The sequence below is a fragment of the Streptomyces sp. NPDC031365 genome (assembly GCF_055569765.1).
Window position 1 is genome coordinate 39,733 of record NZ_JBVIIM010000029.1, and the last position, 19,196, is coordinate 58,928.

Annotated in this window: 14 protein-coding genes; 4 read left to right on the plus strand and 10 right to left on the minus strand. The window is 70.2% G+C overall.

Features of this window, described 5'->3' with window-relative positions:
- Positions 1-155: 155 nt before the first annotated feature.
- The 7 genes from ACZ5C2_RS31405 to ACZ5C2_RS31435 all read right to left on the minus strand — a co-directional run bounded on the left by ACZ5C2_RS31405 (position 156) and on the right by ACZ5C2_RS31435 (position 10,923).
- Entirely contained in the window at positions 156-1,658 is a 1,503-nt protein-coding gene (locus ACZ5C2_RS31405) for a glycoside hydrolase family 43 protein (protein WP_468798978.1), read from the minus strand.
- A gap of 91 nt (positions 1,659-1,749) precedes the next feature.
- A complete protein-coding gene (locus ACZ5C2_RS31410) occupies positions 1,750-4,119 on the minus strand; it encodes an AbfB domain-containing protein (protein ID WP_468798980.1) in 2,370 nt (789 codons plus the stop codon).
- A 137-nt stretch (positions 4,120-4,256) separates the two neighbouring features.
- Complete coding sequence (locus tag ACZ5C2_RS31415; RefSeq protein ID WP_468798982.1) at positions 4,257-5,294, minus strand: ABC transporter permease; 1,038 nt, start codon at positions 5,292-5,294, stop codon at positions 4,257-4,259.
- Positions 5,291-6,253 carry an ABC transporter permease gene (locus tag ACZ5C2_RS31420; RefSeq protein WP_468798984.1) on the minus strand — a complete coding sequence of 321 codons (963 nt, stop codon included), beginning with the start codon at positions 6,251-6,253 and terminating at the stop codon, positions 5,291-5,293. Before ACZ5C2_RS31420 ends, ACZ5C2_RS31415 begins: the two co-directional genes overlap by 4 nt.
- Positions 6,246-7,805 (minus strand): sugar ABC transporter ATP-binding protein, encoded by a 1,560-nt coding sequence (locus ACZ5C2_RS31425; protein WP_468798986.1) that lies wholly within the window; start codon positions 7,803-7,805, stop codon positions 6,246-6,248. The genes ACZ5C2_RS31420 and ACZ5C2_RS31425 overlap by 8 nt, the downstream gene beginning before the upstream one ends.
- A 68-nt stretch (positions 7,806-7,873) precedes the next feature.
- Complete coding sequence (locus ACZ5C2_RS31430) at positions 7,874-8,971, minus strand: ABC transporter substrate-binding protein (RefSeq protein ID WP_468798988.1); 1,098 nt, start codon at positions 8,969-8,971, stop codon at positions 7,874-7,876.
- Positions 8,972-9,891: 920 nt separating this feature from the next.
- Positions 9,892-10,923 carry a LacI family DNA-binding transcriptional regulator gene (locus ACZ5C2_RS31435; protein ID WP_468798990.1) on the minus strand — a complete coding sequence of 344 codons (1,032 nt, stop codon included), beginning with the start codon at positions 10,921-10,923 and terminating at the stop codon, positions 9,892-9,894.
- 703 nt (positions 10,924-11,626) lie between these two features.
- Here ACZ5C2_RS31435 and ACZ5C2_RS31440 point away from each other — a divergent pair.
- Positions 11,627-11,857, plus strand: a complete 231-nt coding sequence (locus ACZ5C2_RS31440; RefSeq protein WP_468798992.1) for a hypothetical protein — start codon at positions 11,627-11,629, stop codon at positions 11,855-11,857.
- A 100-nt stretch (positions 11,858-11,957) separates the two neighbouring features.
- Here the strand turns inward: ACZ5C2_RS31440 and ACZ5C2_RS31445 are convergent, their stop codons facing one another.
- Both ACZ5C2_RS31445 and ACZ5C2_RS31450 read right to left on the minus strand, forming a co-directional pair.
- Entirely contained in the window at positions 11,958-12,659 is a 702-nt protein-coding gene (locus tag ACZ5C2_RS31445; RefSeq protein ID WP_468798994.1) for a restriction endonuclease, read from the minus strand.
- Positions 12,660-13,226: 567 nt separating this feature from the next.
- On the minus strand, positions 13,227-13,856 hold the full coding sequence (locus ACZ5C2_RS31450) for a TetR/AcrR family transcriptional regulator (protein ID WP_468798996.1): 630 nt from the start codon (positions 13,854-13,856) through the stop codon (positions 13,227-13,229).
- A gap of 105 nt (positions 13,857-13,961) precedes the next feature.
- On the opposite strand from ACZ5C2_RS31450, the gene ACZ5C2_RS31455 reads away from it, so the two are divergent.
- On the plus strand, positions 13,962-15,014 hold the full coding sequence (locus ACZ5C2_RS31455) for an aldo/keto reductase (protein WP_468798998.1): 1,053 nt from the start codon (positions 13,962-13,964) through the stop codon (positions 15,012-15,014).
- Positions 15,015-15,264: 250 nt separating this feature from the next.
- Here ACZ5C2_RS31455 and ACZ5C2_RS31460 read toward each other — a convergent pair whose 3' ends face one another.
- On the minus strand, positions 15,265-15,927 hold the full coding sequence (locus ACZ5C2_RS31460; protein ID WP_468799000.1) for a TetR/AcrR family transcriptional regulator: 663 nt from the start codon (positions 15,925-15,927) through the stop codon (positions 15,265-15,267).
- A gap of 120 nt (positions 15,928-16,047) precedes the next feature.
- Between ACZ5C2_RS31460 and abc-f the strand changes: the two genes are divergently transcribed.
- Both abc-f and ACZ5C2_RS31470 read left to right on the plus strand, forming a co-directional pair.
- Positions 16,048-17,667 carry a ribosomal protection-like ABC-F family protein gene (abc-f, locus tag ACZ5C2_RS31465; RefSeq protein WP_468799002.1) on the plus strand — a complete coding sequence of 540 codons (1,620 nt, stop codon included), beginning with the start codon at positions 16,048-16,050 and terminating at the stop codon, positions 17,665-17,667.
- A gap of 35 nt (positions 17,668-17,702) precedes the next feature.
- Positions 17,703-18,602: a Vgb family protein gene (locus ACZ5C2_RS31470; protein ID WP_468799004.1), complete on the plus strand. Its 900-nt coding sequence runs from the start codon at positions 17,703-17,705 to the stop codon at positions 18,600-18,602.
- The last annotated feature ends 594 nt before the right edge of the window (positions 18,603-19,196 follow it).

The following is a 19,196-nucleotide window of genomic DNA, read 5'->3' on the forward strand; positions in this document are numbered from 1 at the left end:
CTCTGGGGAGGGAGGGGGAAAAGAGTTCGAGACCGACGAAAGGCCGCCCACAGGGAGGGGGTGGAGGGCGGGGGATGAGGGACAAAGCCTGGAGCCCCCGCGCAGCAGGAGTGGGGGCCCCCCCCCCCCCCCCCCACCTTCCGCCGTGGGACGGGTCACTGTGCGGGGCTCACCGCCACGTTGTCGAACGCGGCGCCGGTGCCGAAGACCCGCACACCGTTCGCGCCGCTGGTGTACGTGGCGTCGGTGACCGAGATCCTGGGCCGCCGCATGTCGTCGACGTACACCTTGATGGAGGAGCCGACGGCCGTGACCCGCAGCTTGTGGGTCGAGCCCGGAGTGATCCGCAGACCGGCGGTCCGCAGCGGGGTCCAGGAGTCGTTCACCCTCCCGAGCACCACCTGACCGTTCGGGCTGATGCCCGCGTAGTAGCCGCTGTACCTGTCGGTACCGACCGCGGGCCGGGTCACCCGGAACGTGAGGCCGGCGTCGCCACCGTGCGAGGACACGGTGACGTCGGCCTCCTGGGTGAAGTCGGCGAAGTCCGTGTCCAGCAGCGCCTTTCCACCGGCGGAGGGACCCGCCCGATAGCGTCCGCCCGTCGCCTCCCAGGACCCGCCGTAGGTCTTCCAGCCGAGCGCGTTACCGTCGGCGAAGTTGTCCCGCACCTTCATCTCGATACGCTCGATCGTGCCGTCGGACCGGAAGTACATGCGGTCGTACGCCAGTTGACGGTGGTTGCCGTCCGTCTCACTGAGCGGGCGCCGGTGGTAGAAGATGTACCAGATGTCGGTGCCGGGCACATTGACGACCGAGTTGTGGCCGGACCCCCTGGCGACCGCCGGGTCCTGGGCGAGCACCTTGTCGAGTTTCTCGAAGGGGCCGGTCGGCGAGTCGGAGATGGCGTACGACACCGAGTAGTCGGGCCCCGTCCAGCCTCCCTCGGACCACATCAGGTAGTACTTCCCGTCCCGCTTGAACATCTGGGATCCCTCGACGTAGTCCGCCGGGGTGATCTCCCGATATGTCGATCCGTCGTCGAAGGTGCCCAGGCTGGTCATGTCCGGGTTGAGCTTGACGACGTTCGCGTGACCCCAGCCGCCGTAGTACATGTACGCCTGGCCGTCGTCGTCGATGAAGACGTCCTGGTCGATGGGCTGGGCACCGTTGTGGAACTGTGAGATCAGCGGGCGTCCGATGGCGTCCTCGTACGGGCCCTCGGGACGGTCGGCGACGGCCACCCCGATCCCGCCGAGCTGGGAGTTGTTCTGGATGTCGTTGGCGGCGAAGTACAGGTAGTACTTGCCGTCGCGCTCGATCGGGGCGGGTGCCCACATCGCCCGCTCGGCCCAGGAGATGTCCGCCTTGGTCAGGACCTCGCCGTGCCTGGTCCAGTGGACCAGGTCGGTGGACGAGAACGCGTCCAGGTGCGTCTGCTGGCCGTAGGGCCGAGAGGTGGTGGGGAAGACCCAGTAGGCGCCGTCGTACACCGCGATGTCCGGGTCGGCGTACCAGCCGTCGACGAAGGGATTGCCGGCCTCGGCGGTCGTGTGGTCGGGTGCGGCGACGGCGACGGAGGGTGACACCGTTGTCAGAAGGCCGCCGGCAAGCAGGGTGGCGCAGCACTTGGCGGCGAGTCCGGTCCTTGTTGCAGTCATCGTCCAGGAGCTCCAGTGGTGGGGGAAACGGGTACGGTGGCGGCCGCGTACGGCCGCCACCGCTCTTCTCACGCGGCCGGCATCGCCGCGGTCACGGGGCCCAGGGCGCTTGCACGGCCCAAGTGGTGTCCTCCGTGAAGTGGGCGGGGTTGTCCCAGGTGCGTGTTCCGCCCGGGGTGGCCAGCCACAACTCGGCGTGGTAGTGGCGCAGGTACTGCTCGGGGAAGTTGTAGGCGGACAGCCTGACACCGCCGTTCGCGCCCCGAACGGGGCAGAAGGTGGCGTCCGCGCGGAACAGGTCGCTGCTGCCGCCCTCCTTGTACACGCGGGAGTTGCGGTGGCGCAGGTACTCACCTGCGTAGTTCCGCGACTCGAAGGAGTAGCACGAGCTGTCGGCCAGGCCGGGGACGATCCGCCATGTGGCGTCGTTCTTCAGCAGCGTGTCACTGCCGCCGGTGACGACCGCCGTGAACACCGCGCCGTCCTGGTGCCGGACGTAGCGGTCGGTGTGGCCCGGCGTCGTCACGCGCAGGGACGTGTACTGCCCGGTCGGCAGCGTCACCGGCGCGGCCGGCGAGCGGGAGGCGTCGATCAGCGCCCGGTTGGCGGCCCTGACCCTGGCCTCGTCCACCTTGACGACCTGGCGGTCGTAGGTGAGCAGGCCGTTGGCCTCGTTCTCGACGTCGGTGATCTCGGTGTAGACCGACGCGGACAGTCCTTTGGGCATCCGCACCTCACGGATGCCGTCCAGCAACCCGACGAACCGGTCGCCCAGATGCGCGAGGTCGGGCTGGTCCTCGTAGCTGAAACCGCCGCCGGGATACCACTCGTGCCCGGCCACCGCGAAGCCGAGCCCGCCGAACTCGCCGAGCACGGCGGCGCGCGTGGCACTGGGCACCGTGGTGCCGGGACCGACGTAGACGTGATGGTCGACGACGTCGCCGTTGCCGCCGTCCACGGCCCCGCAGCAGTTGACGCCGCTCATGTTGTCCACCAGGCGGGAGGGGTCGTACGCCTTGACCTCGTCGGCGATGCGCGCCTGGTCGTACTGGCCCCATCCCTCGTTCTGGTTGACCCACATCACCAGGGACGGTGAGCTGCGGTGCTGGTCGATGACGCGGTCGTACTCCGCCTCCCACTGGGCGCGCCCGGCGGCGTCCGGGGTGCGCTCCATGGAGGGCATGTCCTGCCAGACCAGCAGACCGAGCCGGTCGGCCCAGTAGAACCAGCGCTGCGGTTCGACCTTGATGTGCTTGCGGACCATGTTGAAGCCGAGGTCCTTGTGCTTCTGCAAGTCGTACCGGAGGGCGGCGTCGGTCGGGGCGGTGTAGATGCCGTCCGGCCAGTAGCCCTGGTCCAGGGTGCCCGTCTGGAAGACGAACTCCCCGTTCAGGACGGGGCGCAGGATGCCGTCGACCCGGGCCAGGCCGATGGAGCGCATGCCGGTGTAGCTGCCGACGGAGTCGACCGTCGTGGAGCCGGCCAGCAGCTGGGCCCTCACGTCGTAGAGGAACGGATCGTCCGGCGACCACCGGTGGGCGTTCGGCACCGCGACGGTGAACTCGACTCCGACCGGACCGCTGGCCGTGCCGATCGCGGTACCGCCGCTGGAGACGGTCACGCGAGCCTGATGACCGTTGGTTCCCGCCCCTCGTACGGTGACCTTCAGACGGTTGTTCGTGAGGTCGGGCACCATGTCGAGGCGGGTGATGTGCGCGGCCGCCGTGGGCTCCAGCCACACCGTCTGCCAGATGCCGGACGCGGCCGTGTAGAAGATGCCCCCACCCGGATGCGGTGCCACGTCGTTGAGCCGTTGCTTGCCGACCGCCTGACCGCCGGTCTGGGTGGGGTCCCACACGGAGACGACGAGGGTGTTCGTGCCGGCGTTCAGCAGATCGGTGATGTCGTACGAGAAGGAGTCGAAACCGCCGCTGTGGGTGACACCGGCCTGCCGGTCGTTGACCCACACGGTGGTACGCCAGTCACTGGCACCGAAGTTGAGCCGGACACGGCGGCCGTCCCAGCCCGACGGGACGGTGAAGACGCGCTGGTACCAGAGCCTGTCGTTCTGCGTGATCTTGCGCTGGATGCCGGACAGGGCCGACTCGGCGACGAACGGGACCCGGATCTGCTCGGTGAACGACGCCGGCCGGCCGGCGTCCGCCGCGGTGACGGCGAAGTCCCAGATGCCGTTGAGGTTGGCCCAGTCGGGACGGGTGAGCTGGGGCCGGGGGTATTCGGGCAGCGGGTTGTCGACGGAGACCTGACCGGTCCAGGGCGTGGTCATCGGCGCCGGCTTGGGAGCCCACGCCCGGGGCGCCGCGGTCGCGGTGCCGGAACCGGTGAGCGCCGTGCCGGCCAGCACGGCCAGCACGGCCAGCACGGCCGACAGGGCGGTGAACCACCGCGACCAGCGTCTGACGCGAGGGAGGCGGGCAGGTGGGGCGAGTACTCGACGCATCGTCACTCCTTGGGAAGTGGGGGTGGGAGACGTGCGCGTGCGAGAAACGGCCGGCCCACGTCGGAGCGTGACCGGCCGCCCTGGTACCGGACGCGGCGGCGGGGAGCCCTCAGTGGCCCGCTGCCGCGTCCGGAGCTCTACATCAGTTGCCGTCGGCGGCCCAGCCAGGTCTGGGCGACGACCACGACGGCCAGGAAGGCGCCGCTGACGACCTGCTGGTAGGAGGAGTCCAGCGAGCCGATCTGGTTGATGACGTTCTGGATCACCTTGAGCAGCAGCACCCCGACCAGAGCGCCGCTGACGTAGCCGAGTCCGCCCGTGAGCAGGGTGCCTCCGATGACGACGGCGGCGATGGCCTCCAACTCCATGCCGTTGCCGAGGATGGTCACCCCCGAGGCGAGCCAGGCCGCGTTGAGCGCGCCGGCCAGGCCCGCCAGTACTCCGGACAGGGTGTAGACGAGGATCTTCGTACGGGCCACCGGAGCACCCATCAGCGCCGCCGCGTCCTCGTTCCCGCCGACCGCGTACACATGCTGGCCGAACCGCGTACGGCGCAGCACGACGGCCCCGGCGACGAACATCCCCAGGGTGATCCAGACGGGGTTGCCGAGACCCAGGGTGCTGCCCTGACCGAGTTCGGCGAGGAAGGAACCTTTGCCGATCAGATAGGTGTCGGCGCCCTCGTCGGTGAGTGCCAGCATCAGACCGCGCGCACCGAGCATGGCCGCCAGGGTCACGATGAAGGGTGCCAGCCGGGACCGGGCCACGAGCAGCCCGTTGACCACGCCGACGGCGCCGCACACCAGGAGCGGCAGCAGCAGCGCCACCAGGGTCCCGTGCCGGGACCCCCAGGCCGCCAGGACCCCGCCCAGCGCGAACAGCGAACCCACCGACAGGTCGATGCCGCCGGTGATGATCACGAAGGTCATGCCGAGCGCGACGATCGCCAGGAACGCCGAACTCGTCGCCATGTTGCTGACGTTGTCGCCGGTGGCGAAGGAGTCGAAGCTGAACGACGCCACCAGGGAGACGACCACCAGCACCGCCAGCGCGCCGTGCTGCTGGACCAGCGCGCTCACCCGCTCGGAACGGGCGGAACCCACGGGCCCGCCGGCCGGCGCCGGTGGCTTGTCACTCGTCGCGGTCACCGGGGCGTCCGTCTTCGTGGCGGTCATCGCTTCCCCCGTCCCCGTGCCGCGTAGACCGCGCACACGATCACTATGGCCTGCGCGATCTGCGTCCAGGAGGGCGGCAGATCGTGCTTGATGAGGGTGGCGGTGAGCAACTGGATGAGCACGGCTCCCGCCACCGTGCCGGCGATGTTCACCCGCCCACCGGTCAGCGGTGTCCCGCCGACCACGACGGCGGTGATGGCGGACAGCTCCATCAGATTGCCCAGCGAGGTCGGGTCGCTGGCCCCCAGCCGTGCCGTGGCGAGAACGCCCGCCACCGCGGCGAGCAGCGCGCAGACGACATACACCACGATCAGCACCCGGCGCACCGGCAGTCCGGCGAGCTGTGCCGCGGGGCGGCTGTCGCCGATCGCGAGAAGCTGCCGTCCGAATGTGGTGCGACGGACGGTGAAGGCCACCAGCAGCGCCAGCACGGCGGCGATCAGGATCAGATACGGGATGCCCAGCACGTCACCGGAGCCCAGGGAGGCCAGTGCGGGGTTGCGCAGGTCCTCGAGTTGCGGCAGCAGCACCAGGGCGAGACCCCGGCCACCGACCATGAGCGCCAGTGTTGCCACGATCGGCTGCACCCCGACGAACGCGACCAGCACGCCGTTGGCGAGCCCGACCCCCGCGGCGAACACCGCCACCACGAGCAGCGCCGGCAGGAGCCCGTAGCCGAGGTAGAGGGCCGTCACGGAGGCCGCGAGGGCCATCACGGCACCGACCGAGAGGTCGACGCCCTCGGTACCGATGACCAGGGCCATGCCCAGCGCGACGATGATGACGGGGGCGACCTGCACGGCCTGGGTACGGAAGTTCTCCGCGGACAGGAAGTGCGGGGTCATGACGACGTTGACGACCATCAGCAACGCCACACCGGCGTAGACGCCGTACGTCTGCAGCCACTGCAGGATGCGGGCCTTGTCCAGGGGGACGGTCTTGAGGGTGGCTTCAACCATCGGTGGCCGCCTCCTGAACCGCGTGCCCGTCCGGGGCGTGCCCGGCGATGGTCCGCATCAGCTTGTCCTCGGTCACCTCGTCGCCGGTCAGCTCGCCGACGACGGCGCCGTCCTTCAGTACGACCACGCGGTCGGACCCTTCGATCAGTTCCTCCAGATCGGAGGAGATGAGCAGGACGCCCAGGCCGTCCGCGGCCAGTTCGTCCACGAGCTTTTGCACCTCGGCCTTCGCTCCGACATCGATGCCCCGGGTGGGCTCGTCCAGGAGCAGCACCTTCGGGTTCATCGCCAGCCAGCGGGCGAGCAGCACCTTCTGCTGGTTGCCGCCCGACAGTTCGCCCACCTTCTGGTGCGGCGAGGACGCCTTGATGCGCAGCCGCTCGATGAAGGTCTCCACGATGCTGTCCACGCGGGCCTCGGAGACCAGGCCGAAGCGGGAGAGCCGGGGCAGGACGGCCAGGGAGATGTTCTCCCGGACCGACAGACCGGGCACGATGCCCTCGCTCTTGCGGTCCTCCGGCAGCAGACTGATGCCCGCCCGGATGGCCGCGGGTGTGGAGCCGGCGCGGAGCGCGACCCCGGCCACCGTCACCCTGCCCGAACTCGTCGCCAGCGCACCGGAGATGGCCTTCGCGGTCTCGGTGCGTCCGGAGCCGAGCAGCCCGCCCAGTCCGACGACCTCGCCGGGGCGGATGCTCACGGACACTCCGTGCAACTGGTGGGGGACCGTCACATCACGTGCGTCCAGCACCGGTTCGGTGTCCGTGGCGTGATGGGCACCGGTGAACTTCGTCAGGCCCTCCTTGCGGACCTCGCCCAGTTCCCGGCCGAGCATGGTGGACACCAGGGAGAGCCGGTCGAGTTCGGCGAGGCGGCCGTGGTGCACACGGCGTCCGTCGCGCAGCACGGTGACCGTGTCGCACACCGCGTACAGCTCGTCGAGACGGTGACTGACGTAGACGACGGCGATGCCCGCCTCGCGCAGCCGGCGGATGACCGAGAACAGCGTCTCGACCTCCCGGGGTTCCAGGGAGGAGGTCGGTTCGTCCATGATGACGATGCGTGCCTCGCTCGCCACGGCGCGGGCCAGGGCGACCATCTGCTGCGCACCCACACCGAGGCTGCGCAGCGGCCGGCGGACGTCCACCCGCACGCCGTAGGCGCGCAGGGTCTCCTCGGCCTCGCGGTTCATACGGGCGAAGTCCAGCAGGCCGAAGCGGTTGCGCGGCTCGCGGCCCAGGAAGAGGTTGCGGGCCACGCTCAGCAGCGGAATGAGGTTGACCTCTTGGTAGATGGTCGAGATCCCTGCCCTCTGGGCCTCCAGCGGGGTGACGAAGGAGACCGTGCGGCCCTGGAAAACGATGTCACCGGCGTCGGGCCGGTGGACCCCGGTGAGGAGCTTGATGAGCGTCGATTTGCCGGCGCCGTTCTCGCCGATCAGGGCGTGGACCTCACCGGCGTGCAGGGTCAGGTCCACGTCGTCCAGGGCCCGGACGCCGGGAAAGGTCTTGCTCAGTCCGCGGACGGCGAGGACTTCGGCGGGGGGAGCCACCTGTGCCTCCAGGAAGAATGGGGTGACGGACGGGCCGGGGCCCGGAAACCCCGGGCCCCGCGGCGAGATCAGTAGGCCTTGCCGAGGTCCCGCTCGGCGTTGTCGGCGTTGTAGGCGCTGTCCTGGATGATGATGTCCTGGGGGACTTCCTTGCCCCGGGTGAAGGTGTCCAGCGTCTGGAACGCCAGCGGGCCGAACCTCGGGTTGGACTCGATGACACCGCTGATCCAGCCGTCGACGACGCCCTGCACGGCGTTGCGCGTACCGTCGACCGTGACGATCCTGACGTCGCCCGCCTTCTTTCCGGCGCCCTTGAGCGCGGCCATCGCGCCCAGGCCCATCTCGTCGTTCTCCGCGTAGATGCCCTTGATGCCGGGCTTGGACTGGATGAGCTGCTCGGTGACCTGCTGGCCCTTCTCACGGGTGAAGTCACCGGTCTGTTCGAACACGACCTTCAGGCCGGGGGCCTTCTCGGCGACGCGCTCCTTGAATCCCTGGGTGCGCTCGGTGGTGACGTTGTTCCCGGCCGAGCCCAGCAGGATGGCGACCTCGCCCTTGCCGCCGGTGGCCTCGATCATCTGGTCGGCGGCACGCCGGCCCTGCTCGACGAAGTCCGAGGCGATGAAGGAGACGTAGTCCTTGCAGGCCGTGGCGTTGATCTTACGGTCGATGGTGACGATCGGGACCTTCTTCGCGGCCGCGGCCTGCAGCACCGGGTCCCAGCCGTCGGAGTTGAGCGGGGCGATCACCAGCAGGTCGGCGCCCTTGGCGAGCAGGTCCTGCACATCGCTGATCTGCTTGGAGAACTGCGACTGGGCGTTGGCCGTCAGCAGCTTGACGCCCCGCTTGGCCGCTTCGTCCCTGATGGACTGCGTCTCGGCAATGCGGAAGGGGTTGGCCTCCTTCTCCGACTGGGAGAACCCGACCGTGGCGTCCTTCAGGTCGATCTTCTCGCCGCCGTAGGAGTCGATGGTGCAGGTCTTGCTGCCCGGCTTCGGTGTGACGACCTTCTGGCCGGCGTCGGCAGCGGCCGCCGGGGACTTCTTGCTGTCCGCCGCGTCGTCCTCCGACTTGGCGCAAGAAGTGGCGGTCAGGGCCACGGCAGCGGCCAAGGCCACGACCAGAGGGCGGGCGAGAACGAGAGAACGGTGAGTGGTGCGCTGCATGGTGACCCCGATCCGGGTGACGCTGAAAAGGGAACTGGGAAGCCGAAGGATGCGCAGATGTGGAGCTGCTCCCCCTGTGCACGGCGGCGTCCGGTGTGCCGCAAGGAGGTTTTACATCGTTGGAAGGATGCTGTAAACCCCTTGCGCGCAAGGTGGGAGGGGGAGGGGGCGGCTGGTCGAACCAGGGCCTCGGTGTCGCACCGGAGACGGACGGCGGGGGAAGCGCTTGCACCAGGGGACGAGCGCGCAGGTGGCACCGCATGCGGTGAAGTGCGTTGATGCCGTGGGGATTTCGCGGGAGAACGACGGGTGGGGCACCACGGGCGTACCTCTGTCCGGGCGGGGGCCGGCCGCCGAAGTCGCGGTGGGACCGGTCTGCTCGAGCGAGCGTGGCTCGCCCGGAGCGCAACGGTGTCGTGAGGGGTGGACAGCGCCCCTCGCCGGCGACGGCCGCCACCGTGCTGCCCGTGAACGCCGCGCCCGGTGTTCACATTCGGAGCCGGGCGTGGCGGCGGCCCCGACGGGTTCGCCCGCACCGGTGTGAACTCCGCAGTCGCGAACGCGCCGATACGAAGACGCGGGGTTCGTGGCGCCGTACGGGGTCCCGTGACCATGGTGTGCGGTGTTCACACCGTGGTTGGGAGGTCGCTGTTTCTGTGTGGAGGCGCCGGTCCGGAGCCACCGCTGTGAACACCGCGGCCGCTGTGCGCACGTGGCACGAGGACCCTGCGCCCGTCAGGCCGCTCCGAGTCCTGGCCGGCAGCGGGTGCTCACGCCGAAGCCCGTGCGCGGCTGTGGTGTCCGTGTTCCTGCACCGGCCCTGGCTCACTGTGAACTCCGCGGTCGGTGTGTGTGTCCACCGCGGTGAGTCCCCGGCCCTCAAGCCACGGGGGCGGCCACTCCGGCGACGGGGGCGCTCGTCAGGTGGTTCCCCGGTCCGCGCCGGCGGGGCGGCCCAGTGTGCTCTCCCGTTCCACAAGCTGGTAGTCCGCCCAGATGCGACGCGGTTCCGGTGCCCGGCCGCCCAGCCGGGCGAGCACCGATTCCACCGCGAGCCGGCCGATGGCCGCCTTGTCCGGGGACACGGACGTGAGGGTGACCGCGCCGAAGCGCCCCTCGATCACATCGTCGAATCCCACGACGGCGATGTCCTCCGGCACCCGCAGGCCCCGCTCGTGCAGCACCCGCATCGCCCCGATCGCCATCGGGTCGTTGTAGGCGAACACCGCGTCGGGCCGCCGTCCGCTGTCCAGAATGTCATTCATGGCCAGCGCCCCGTCGGCGTGCCCCCAGCCGTCGGTGGCCGCGACGAGCCCTTCGTCGGCCGGGAGCCCCGCGGCGGTCAGCTCCTCGCGCCATCCCCGTACGCGCAGTTGGGCGGGCTCGCTCCGCTTGCGCCGGGCCCCGATGAAGGCCACCTCCCGCCGCCCGCGCCCGATCAGATGCCGGACGGCGGCGCGGGCTGCGGCGACATTGTCGATCGCGATGTGGTCGTACGGCAGGTCGTAGTCCCGTTCGCCGAGCAGCACCAGCGGCACGTCCTCGGAGCGGTCGCGCAGGTCCGCGCTCTCCAGCTCGATGGGACTGAGGATGAGCCCGTCGATCACGCGTGCGCGGAAACCCTGGCTCACCAGGAGTTCCTGCTCGCGCGATCCACCGGTGTGGTCGAGCAGCACAATGTAGTCGTGCTGGGAGGCGGCGTCGATGACGGAGGCGGCCAGTTCGGCGAAGTAGGGGTTCCCGAGCTCGGGCAGCGCGAGGGCGATGATGCCCGTGCGTCCCTTCCTCAGATGCCTGGCGGCAAGGTTGGGCTGGTAGCCGAGCGCGTCGATGGACCGCTGGACACGCTCGCGCATGGCCGGGGTGACGTGCTGGTAGTTGTTCACCACGTTGGAGACGGTCTTGATGGAGACCCCCGCGTGCGCGGCGACGTCCTTGAGGCTGACCCGCACGACAATCCCTTCGTGAGCGGCCCGACTCGGTTGGCCGGTGCGGATGGTGTGCCGTCACCATGAGTCGTGCGCCGAGCCGCCGGGCTCAAGTTTTACAACGTTATACATGCCGTTCCGTGGCACTGACAAGGCTATGGAGGCCGTCGTCCGGTGCATGCCGCCGTCCATGTGCTCGTTCGGCGGGAAGGCACCTCCCGTGAGGCTCTCATCCGCCCGGACCCTCCGCACGACCGGCCGGTGCCCCGTCGTTTCCGTCCGACGCCGCGGGCTTCACCGAGGCCGCCTTCCGCGGATACCCGGCCCTCGGGCCGGAAATGACGAGCCTGCGGAGCGGTGGGCCGGACGCTCGTCGGCGTGGTCCGTCGACGGTGACGGTGCCGCTGGACGCGACCGGACAAGGGTTCGGCTCGATGCCCGTCGAGGCCCCGGCCGTCGAGCCGCCGGCCGCCACGGACACGGCAGTCGCGATCGACCCGGCCCCGACCTCGGGCACCTGCCGGCACGGTCCTGACCGCGCCGCGCCCGGTCCTGGAAAGAGCCTTCGACCGCCGCCACCACGGAAGCCACCGCGTCCGCCGAGGTCGGGCCGTGCGAGTGGAACCGTGGCCTCGGGACGGAGGACTGCCCACTCTGGAGCGTCTGCCGCGACACGGGTATCCCCGCGCACGCCGCGAGGACCGCGGCGCTGGGCATCTACGGGTATGTGGCTGGGGTTGCCCCCGCCGATCACGAGGCCGGGATCCACGGCGAGCGCGCCCGCGGGGTCGCAGCCGACTACGGTGTGCGGGTCGCCACGGCGGCCTTCGCGGGTCCGACCGGTGGCGGCTTCGACCGCACGTCCGGCCGCTCGGGCACCTGGTCCGCAGACGGGAAACTGGTCGCCGAGGCGTGCGCCGCCCCCGATGAGATCGCGCGAGCGGTTCTCCTCAAGTGAGTCCGAGTCGGAGCGCGGGAGCCGCGTCGGCAGATGACAGAGGGCAGCCGTGCTCGACTGTCTTGTGCGGTGACAGTGTTGTTGATCGTGGCACTGCCTTTCAGCTCATGGGTGTTGGGCCACGCGGGGGCGGAACCGCCCGCAGCAGCTCCCACAGTGGACGCGAGCCCGACGCCCACACGGCCAGCGTCTGGCGGTCGACGACGTGCAGCCGCTGCTGCCTGGCGAACAGCACCGCGGGACCGGTCACCCGGCCATTCGTGACGATCACCGCGACGTCCGCCCCGTGCACCTGCCGGGCCGTCCCGTTGAGCACCTGCAGATCCGGCGTCCCCACCGCCGAACCCTGGGCACCGTTGCGGCGGTGCTTGCACTGGATCACCCAGTGCCGTCCGAACGGATCCGTGGCCTTCACGTCCGCGCCCAAGTCCCCACGGCCGCCGACCCGCTGCGCATCCCGGCAGCCGTCGCGCTGCATCAGCTCCCGTACCGCATCCTCGAACCGCGTGTGGTGCAGCGCGTCCAGCTGAGGAAGCCCGTAGCGCAGGCCCTGCGCCCGCACGGCCTCCCACCGCGCCCGTTGCTGCCGGTTGTACAGCCGGCCCGCACCCGCCAGCACCGCGAGCACCAGGATCACGACGAGGACCCACCAGTGCGCCAGCAGCCAGTTGACCGTCATCACCACCAGACCGATGGCAGCAGCCGTCACCACGGCGAAGACGAGCAACTGCGCCTCCCGCTGCTGCTGCCGTCGCCTCGGTCGCCTCGTACGCCGCCGAGCCGGCGGCCGCCGCCGGGTCACCGCTCCCACCGGATCGGGTACGACACCGACGGACGAGGCTCCGGCGCCCGCTCGGCAGGGGCGTGGTCGAACCGGATCGGATACTGCACCGTCGACTTCGGCGGCGGAGACCCGGTCTCCCCGGCAGAGACGTTGCTGTTGCCCAGCCCGACCACGGCCAAGGCCATGAAACCGAAGATCATCGTCTCCCGTCCGGCGCCCGGAGCCCACCGCGCATGACCGCGAACCGGTGTCCCGTCAGAGCGCACGTACGACCGTACCCAAGGCATACAAGCCTCCCCCTCGTCACAACTCACCGCACACCACCACATGCTGACAGAAGCCACTGACAACGCGTCAGGGAATCAGCACTCGGGGTGATCGAGGGGTCGCCTGCGTCGTCCGCTGCATCGCACTCCCGTGGCACTGGCTCGCCGAGGTGGAAGCCCACCGTGCCGGCGGAGAAGTCCGTGCCGCTGTAGTCCAGCGCGCCGCCGCCCGGTGACGATCAGCCGACGGCCACGGCACATACGCGACTCCCGAACACGCGGGCGTACCAGTCCCCCCGCTGTTCTTGCGGACAGCCGGTCACGCGCGATCTCCGTCGCCCCGCAGGTACGCTCCCGCACGTGCCGCAGCCACTGCGGCCTCGGCGGCCTGGTCCGCGGCGGCTTCATCGAGGTGGCCGCTGCTGGTCAGCAGGCGGTAGTAGAGGGGGGCGGAGACGGCGCGGATCACCTCGTGGGCATCGGTGCCCTTGGGTACCTCGCCCCGGTCGATGGCCTGCTGGACGCAGGGCGCCCACTCCCCGACACGGATGTCGTAGAAGCGGTGCAGGGCCTCGGCTGTCTTCGCCTCGCAGGTGGCTGCGGCGATCACCGCCTTGAACAGCGCTCCTTGCCGCGGGTCTGCCAAGGTGCGCTGCACGAGCCGGGCGTTGGCCTTGAGGTCACCGAGCAGCGAGCCGGTCTCGGTGCGCGGCAGTGACTGTTCGGCCATGTCCACCAGCAGATCGGCCACCAGGGCGGTGACCGTGCCCCAGCGGCGGTAGACGGTGGTCTTGCCCACCTCGGCTCGGCGTGCGACGTCGGCGAGGTCCAGGTGGGCGAAGCCGTGTTCCGCCAAGGCGTCCCCAGCCGCTCGCAGTACCGACGCCCGCACCCGCGCCGTGCGTCCACCAGGACGGACGGTCCCCGGATCCGCACCCTCAAACCCCATAACGGGACTCCAGTTTCGTTAATCACTCACACCTGCTACGTTGAGACCCAGGTTAACGGAACCATAGGCCCATTAGTCAGATCGGGCGACGAGAGAGGAACAGGTATGGAATACAGGCGGCTGGGTGCATCTGGCCTCAAGGTCCCCGCACTGAGCTTCGGCACCGGCACCTTCGGCGGCCACGGGCCGTTGTTCGGCGCCTGGGGAAGCACCGACGCGCAAGAAGCGCGCCGTCTCGTGGACATCTGCCTCGACGCCGGGATCACGATGTTCGACACCGCCGACGTCTATTCCAGCGGAGCCTCCGAGGAGGTGCTGGGCGAAGCGATCAAAGGCCGCAGGGACCAGGTGATCGTGTCCACCAAGACCGGCCTGCCGATGGGCGACGGCCCGGGCGATGCGGGCTCCTCCCGTTCACGCCTGATCACCGCATGTGAGGACGCCCTGCGCCGGCTCGGCACCGACTACATCGACCTGTTCCAACTGCACGCCTTCGACGCCGGCACACCGGTGGAGGAAGTCCTGTCCACACTCGACGATCTCGTACGAGCCGGGAAGGTCCGCTACCTCGGCATCTCCAACTTCTCCGGCTGGCAGGCGATGAAATCCCTCGCCAGCGCGGAGAGACACGGCCACCCGCGCTACGTCGCCCATCAGGTCTACTACTCCCTCATCGGCCGCGACTACGAATGGGAGCTGATGCCCCTCGGACTCGACCAGGGACTGGGAGCCCTCGTCTGGAGCCCGCTCGGCTGGGGACGGCTCACCGGCAAAGTCCGCCGAGGCCAGTCGCTCCCGGCCAACAGCCGCCTGCACCACACCGCGGACTACGGCCCGCCGGTCGAGGACGAACACCTCTACCGCGTGGTCGACGCCCTCGACGAGATCGCGGAGGAGACCGGCAGAAGCATTCCGCAGATCGCCATCAACTGGCTGCTGCAGCGGCCGACCGTCTCCTCCGTCATCATCGGTGCCCGCGACGAGAACCAGCTCCGCCAGAACCTCGGCGCCGTCGGCTGGAGCCTCACGCCCGACCAGACGGCGAAACTCGACGCTGCCAGCGGCAGGACAGCGCCCTACCCGTACTTCCCCTATCAGCGCCAGGAAGGCTTCGCCCGCCTCAACCCACCGCTTGTCGCACCCCCGCCTGCGGCATGACATCGGCGCCAGAACTGGAGCACGAAGCCACACGTCCCGTACTCGGACCGGGAAGGCCCCCCGGGACCGGTGAGCTCGCATGTTCAGGTGCCGCGTATTCGCGGCCGAGCCCGGAGGGGGCTGACGCTGAGTGATCTGCGCGAGCTCGGAGGCACTCGGCACACTCGACAGTCTGCCGGTCGGCGATTGCCGCCACTGGACGCACGTCCAGCCTCCCGGCCGGCGGATCACAGCGCGTTGCCCGGTCCGGTCAGGCGTGGTCGTCCTGCGGGGACTCGGTGAAGGCGCCGGCGGATGCCGCGAGGGCGGCGCCCCTGGCTGCGTGGTCGGGCAGATGAGGATCGGGAGGCGTGCGGAGAAGTACCAGTTGGTGGTACAGCGGCGCGGTGGCGGCGATGAGCAGGTGCCGCGCGTTGGTGCGCGCGGGGATCTCCCCGCGCCGGGCTGCTCGCGTTACGACGATCTCGCAGCGTGCGTACCGGTCCTCCCAGAAGCGCTGCAGGGCGCGGGCGGCTTCGTCGGATCGGAAGGAGGCGGCGATCAGTGCTGCGGTGACCGGCGGCTGGGCGGTCAGTGCCGTGTGGATCTGGTGGTTCAGCGCCGCCAGGTCTCCTGGCAGGGTGCCGGTGTCCTCGGGCTGCCAGTCGTCGTCGCTCGCAGCGTCGAGGACATCGGCGAGGAGTCCGCCGACGTCCCGCCAGCGTCGGTACACCGTCGTGCGGTGGACGCCCGCGCGGGCCGCGACGGCATCCACGGTGAGTGCGTCGTAGCCGACTTCCACCAGCTCTGCGCGAACCGCGTCGAGCACCTGCACGCGGATGCGGCTGGTGCGACCGCCCGGGCGGCGCCGGGCCGCCGGCGGAGGCGAGGAATCTCCGGCCGGGAATCCGGTTGCTCGGCGGGACGGCGTCATGACAGCATCTTAATGCAACTGTTGTCGCACTAGTGGAGTCGTCGATGCTCTTCCGAAGCGTTCACCTGACCCAGCGGCCCGTGGGGGCCGCCCCGTCCTCGAATGCTTCGGAGTCTTCGCATGCCTACGCAGATCACCGCTCTCGCCGTCAGTAAGTCCCTGGGCGGCAGGCTCGTCCTCGACTCGGTGACGTGCTCGCTCGCCGCGGGCGAGCGCACCGGGATCATCGGCGAGAACGGGTCCGGCAAGACCACCCTGCTGCGCCTGCTCGCCGGCCGCGAGCGGCCCGACCAGGGAGAGGTCATCATCCACGCCGACGGCGGCGTCGGCTACCTCCCGCAGGACGGGCGGCTCCCCCCTGCTGCGACCGTGCAGGAGGTCATCGACCGGGCCCTGGGCGAGCTGCGCGCGATCGAGCGGCGGATGCGCCGCCTCGAGGCGGCGATGGCCGACGGCGACGAGTCGAGTATGGCCGAGTACGGCGAGCTGCTGACGGTCTTCGAACTGCGTGGCGGCTACGAGGCCGACGCCCGCGTGGAACGTGCCCTGTACGGCCTCGGCCTGGGCATGCTGGACCGTGACCGTACCGTGGGCAGCCTGTCCGGCGGTGAGCAGGTCCGGTTGCGCCTGGCGGCCGTTCTCGCAGCGAGCCCGGAGGTGCTGCTGCTGGACGAGCCGACCAACCATCTCGACGAGGAGGCCCTCGGATGGCTGGAAGAACACCTGCGCACCCGGCGCGGCACCACGGTGGCGGTCTGCCACGACCGTGTCTTCCTCGAACGCGTGGCCACCAGTCTGCTGGAGGTGGACGCCGACCAGCGCGGTGTGATCCGGTACGGCACCGGCTACGCCGACTACCTCGCCGAGAAGGCGGCAGCCCGCCGGCGGTGGGCCCAGGCGCACGCCCAGTGGCAAGCCGACGTGGACCGGCTCCGCGAGACCGCCGCGACCACCGCCCGCCGGGTGGCCCCGGGCCGGGCGATGAAGGACGGCAACAAGATGGCCTACGACCGGGCGGCAGGCCGCGTACAGCAGTCGGTGGCCAGCCGGGTACGCCAGGCAGAGGAACGCCTGCGCCGCCTTCTCGCGAACCCGGTCCCGCCCCTGCCGCAGCCGCTGCGCTTCGCCCCCGTACTGCGGGCAGGCCATGCGCGGGGCGTCGTGCTCGACGCCACTGACGTCAGCGTCTCAGCCCGGCTCGGCCCCGTCTCCCTTACCGTCACGGCCGGGGAACGCTTGCTGATCACCGGACCGAACGGAGCGGGTAAGAGCACCCTGCTGCGTGTCCTGGCCGGGGACCTGGCCCACGACAGCGGGACCCTCGCCCGCCGGGGCAGGATCGGCTACCTCCCGCAAGAACCGCGACCCGGCCGACCGGACGACACGCTGCTGGCCGCCTTCGCCCGCGGACGAGCCGGACAAGCCGCCGACCACGCCGAACGGCTGCTGGGTCTCGGTCTGTTCGACCGCGACCAGCTCACCGTTTTGGTGGGCACCTTGTCCACCGGGCAGCGGCAGCGTCTCGCGCTGGCACGGATGGTCGGCGAACCGTCGGATGTCCTGTTGCTCGACGAGCCCACCAACCATCTGTCCCCGGCCCTCGTCGAGGACCTGGAAGCCGCCCTGGCCGACTACGACGGCACCCTCGTGATCGTCAGCCACGACCGCCGGCTGATCCGGCGCTGGCACGGTGCCCACCTCGCCCTGCAGGCGACTCCCAGATCCGCCGCCACCCGCTGACGCCGTAAGCACCCCATTCGTCACATGGAGCCCCGATGCCCCGCCATGCAGCCTCGATCAAACAGATACCCGTTTCCGGCCCGGCCTCGGGCCCCTACGCCATCACCGCCGGCCCCGACGACGCGCTGTGGTTCACCATGGTCCACGCCGGTGAGATCGCCCGCCTGACGCCCGCCGGCCAACTCGACCGCTACCGGCTCGACTCCGTATCCTGCGGCCCGTCGGTCATCGCTACCGGCCCCGACGGGGCCTTGTGGTTCACCCGCAGCCAGGACCACCGCATCGGACGGATCACTGTCAGCGGCCAGACGTCCTCGTTTCCGGTCCCGACGCCGGGCAGCGGCCCGTTCGGCATCACGTCCGCCGGCGACGACGCGCTGTGGTTCACGCAGATGCACACCGACCGGATCGGCCGTATCAGCACCGATGGCCGCGTGACGGAGTTCCCGCTGCCCGTCAGCGGCGCCTTCCCTTCCGCCATCACCACCGGGCCCGACGACGCGCTGTGGTTCACCTTGAACCAGGCGAACGCGGTGGGCCGTGTCAGCCTCGACGGAGACGTCACGATCCACCCGCTGCCCACCGCACAGGCCGGCCCGGTCGGCATCACGCAGGGCGTGGACGACGCACTGTGGCTGGTGGAGATCGGCGCCGGACAGATCGGCCGGATCGACACAGACGGCCGAATCCAGGAGTACCCCCTCCCGGACCGCGCCTGCCGGCCCCACGCGATCATCGCCGACCCGGCGAGGGGGGTCTGCTGGTTCACCGAATGGGGCACCGGCCGCATCGGATCCATCACCCCCGGCGGGCACATCGAGGAGTACGACCTGCCGGGGGGCCGCTCCTGCGAGCCGCACGGCCTGGCGGTGGGACCGGACGATGCCCTCTACATCGCCTTGGAGACCGGAGAGATCACCCGAATGGAACCGTAGCCGACCCCGTGCCGGCCACGACCGGGACGACGAAGGCGCGGGTACGACGGACGCCGCGCTCGAGACACCGCAGAGGGCGGCCACGGTTCCCCGGCAGGAGCCGCCCCGCCCGAGGCGTTGGGCGCCCGGCGGATCGCGGGCCTGCTCGCCGATGCCCGGTTCGTCCGGTCCCTTTGGCCGGCAACGACGGGCAACTGGCGCAGGGTCGGGAAAGCTGACCGGCCGCATGCCGCATTGCACCCACCGGCACGCGCCTACCTGATCGTTACCGGGTGCGACTGGAGCAGACCGTACACCTCGGTGTAGTCCCTCGGTCACAGACGCCGGGATCTCTGATCGCATAGCCGGATTCATCGGTTCTCCCTGCCGAATCTCCGGCGCCTAGGTGCCGGTGCACAAGCACACGGGAAACCGCCCGTTCCCCGGCGGCTGGCACGGATCGCCGAACATGGTCGGCCCATCCTTGTAGAGACCCACGGCAACCTGGAACCCCGACATCTCCTGCGGGATCACGTAGCCGTGCTTGAGGCCCGGTCGCACGTCGGGGTTCTCTCGGCCGGCGCCCGAAGTTGTTGCCTCACCTCTTCGGGTGCG

Excerpts from the sequence above, each read along its gene's own strand:
- abc-f (WP_468799002.1), top strand. The coding sequence starts at position 16,048 with ATGCCTACGCAGATCACCGCTCTCGCCGTCAGTAAGTCCCTGGGCGGC.
- ACZ5C2_RS31415 (WP_468798982.1), bottom strand. The coding sequence starts at position 5,294 with ATGACCGCCACGAAGACGGACGCCCCGGTGACCGCGACGAGTGACAAG.
- ACZ5C2_RS31455 (WP_468798998.1), top strand. The coding sequence starts at position 13,962 with ATGGAATACAGGCGGCTGGGTGCATCTGGCCTCAAGGTCCCCGCACTG.
- ACZ5C2_RS31470 (WP_468799004.1), top strand. The coding sequence starts at position 17,703 with ATGCCCCGCCATGCAGCCTCGATCAAACAGATACCCGTTTCCGGCCCG.
- ACZ5C2_RS31450 (WP_468798996.1), bottom strand. The coding sequence starts at position 13,856 with ATGGGGTTTGAGGGTGCGGATCCGGGGACCGTCCGTCCTGGTGGACGC.
- ACZ5C2_RS31420 (WP_468798984.1), bottom strand. The coding sequence starts at position 6,253 with ATGGTTGAAGCCACCCTCAAGACCGTCCCCCTGGACAAGGCCCGCATC.
- ACZ5C2_RS31410 (WP_468798980.1), bottom strand. The coding sequence starts at position 4,119 with ATGCGTCGAGTACTCGCCCCACCTGCCCGCCTCCCTCGCGTCAGACGC.
- ACZ5C2_RS31430 (WP_468798988.1), bottom strand. The coding sequence starts at position 8,971 with ATGCAGCGCACCACTCACCGTTCTCTCGTTCTCGCCCGCCCTCTGGTC.
- ACZ5C2_RS31405 (WP_468798978.1), bottom strand. The coding sequence starts at position 1,658 with ATGACTGCAACAAGGACCGGACTCGCCGCCAAGTGCTGCGCCACCCTG.
- ACZ5C2_RS31460 (WP_468799000.1), bottom strand. The coding sequence starts at position 15,927 with ATGACGCCGTCCCGCCGAGCAACCGGATTCCCGGCCGGAGATTCCTCG.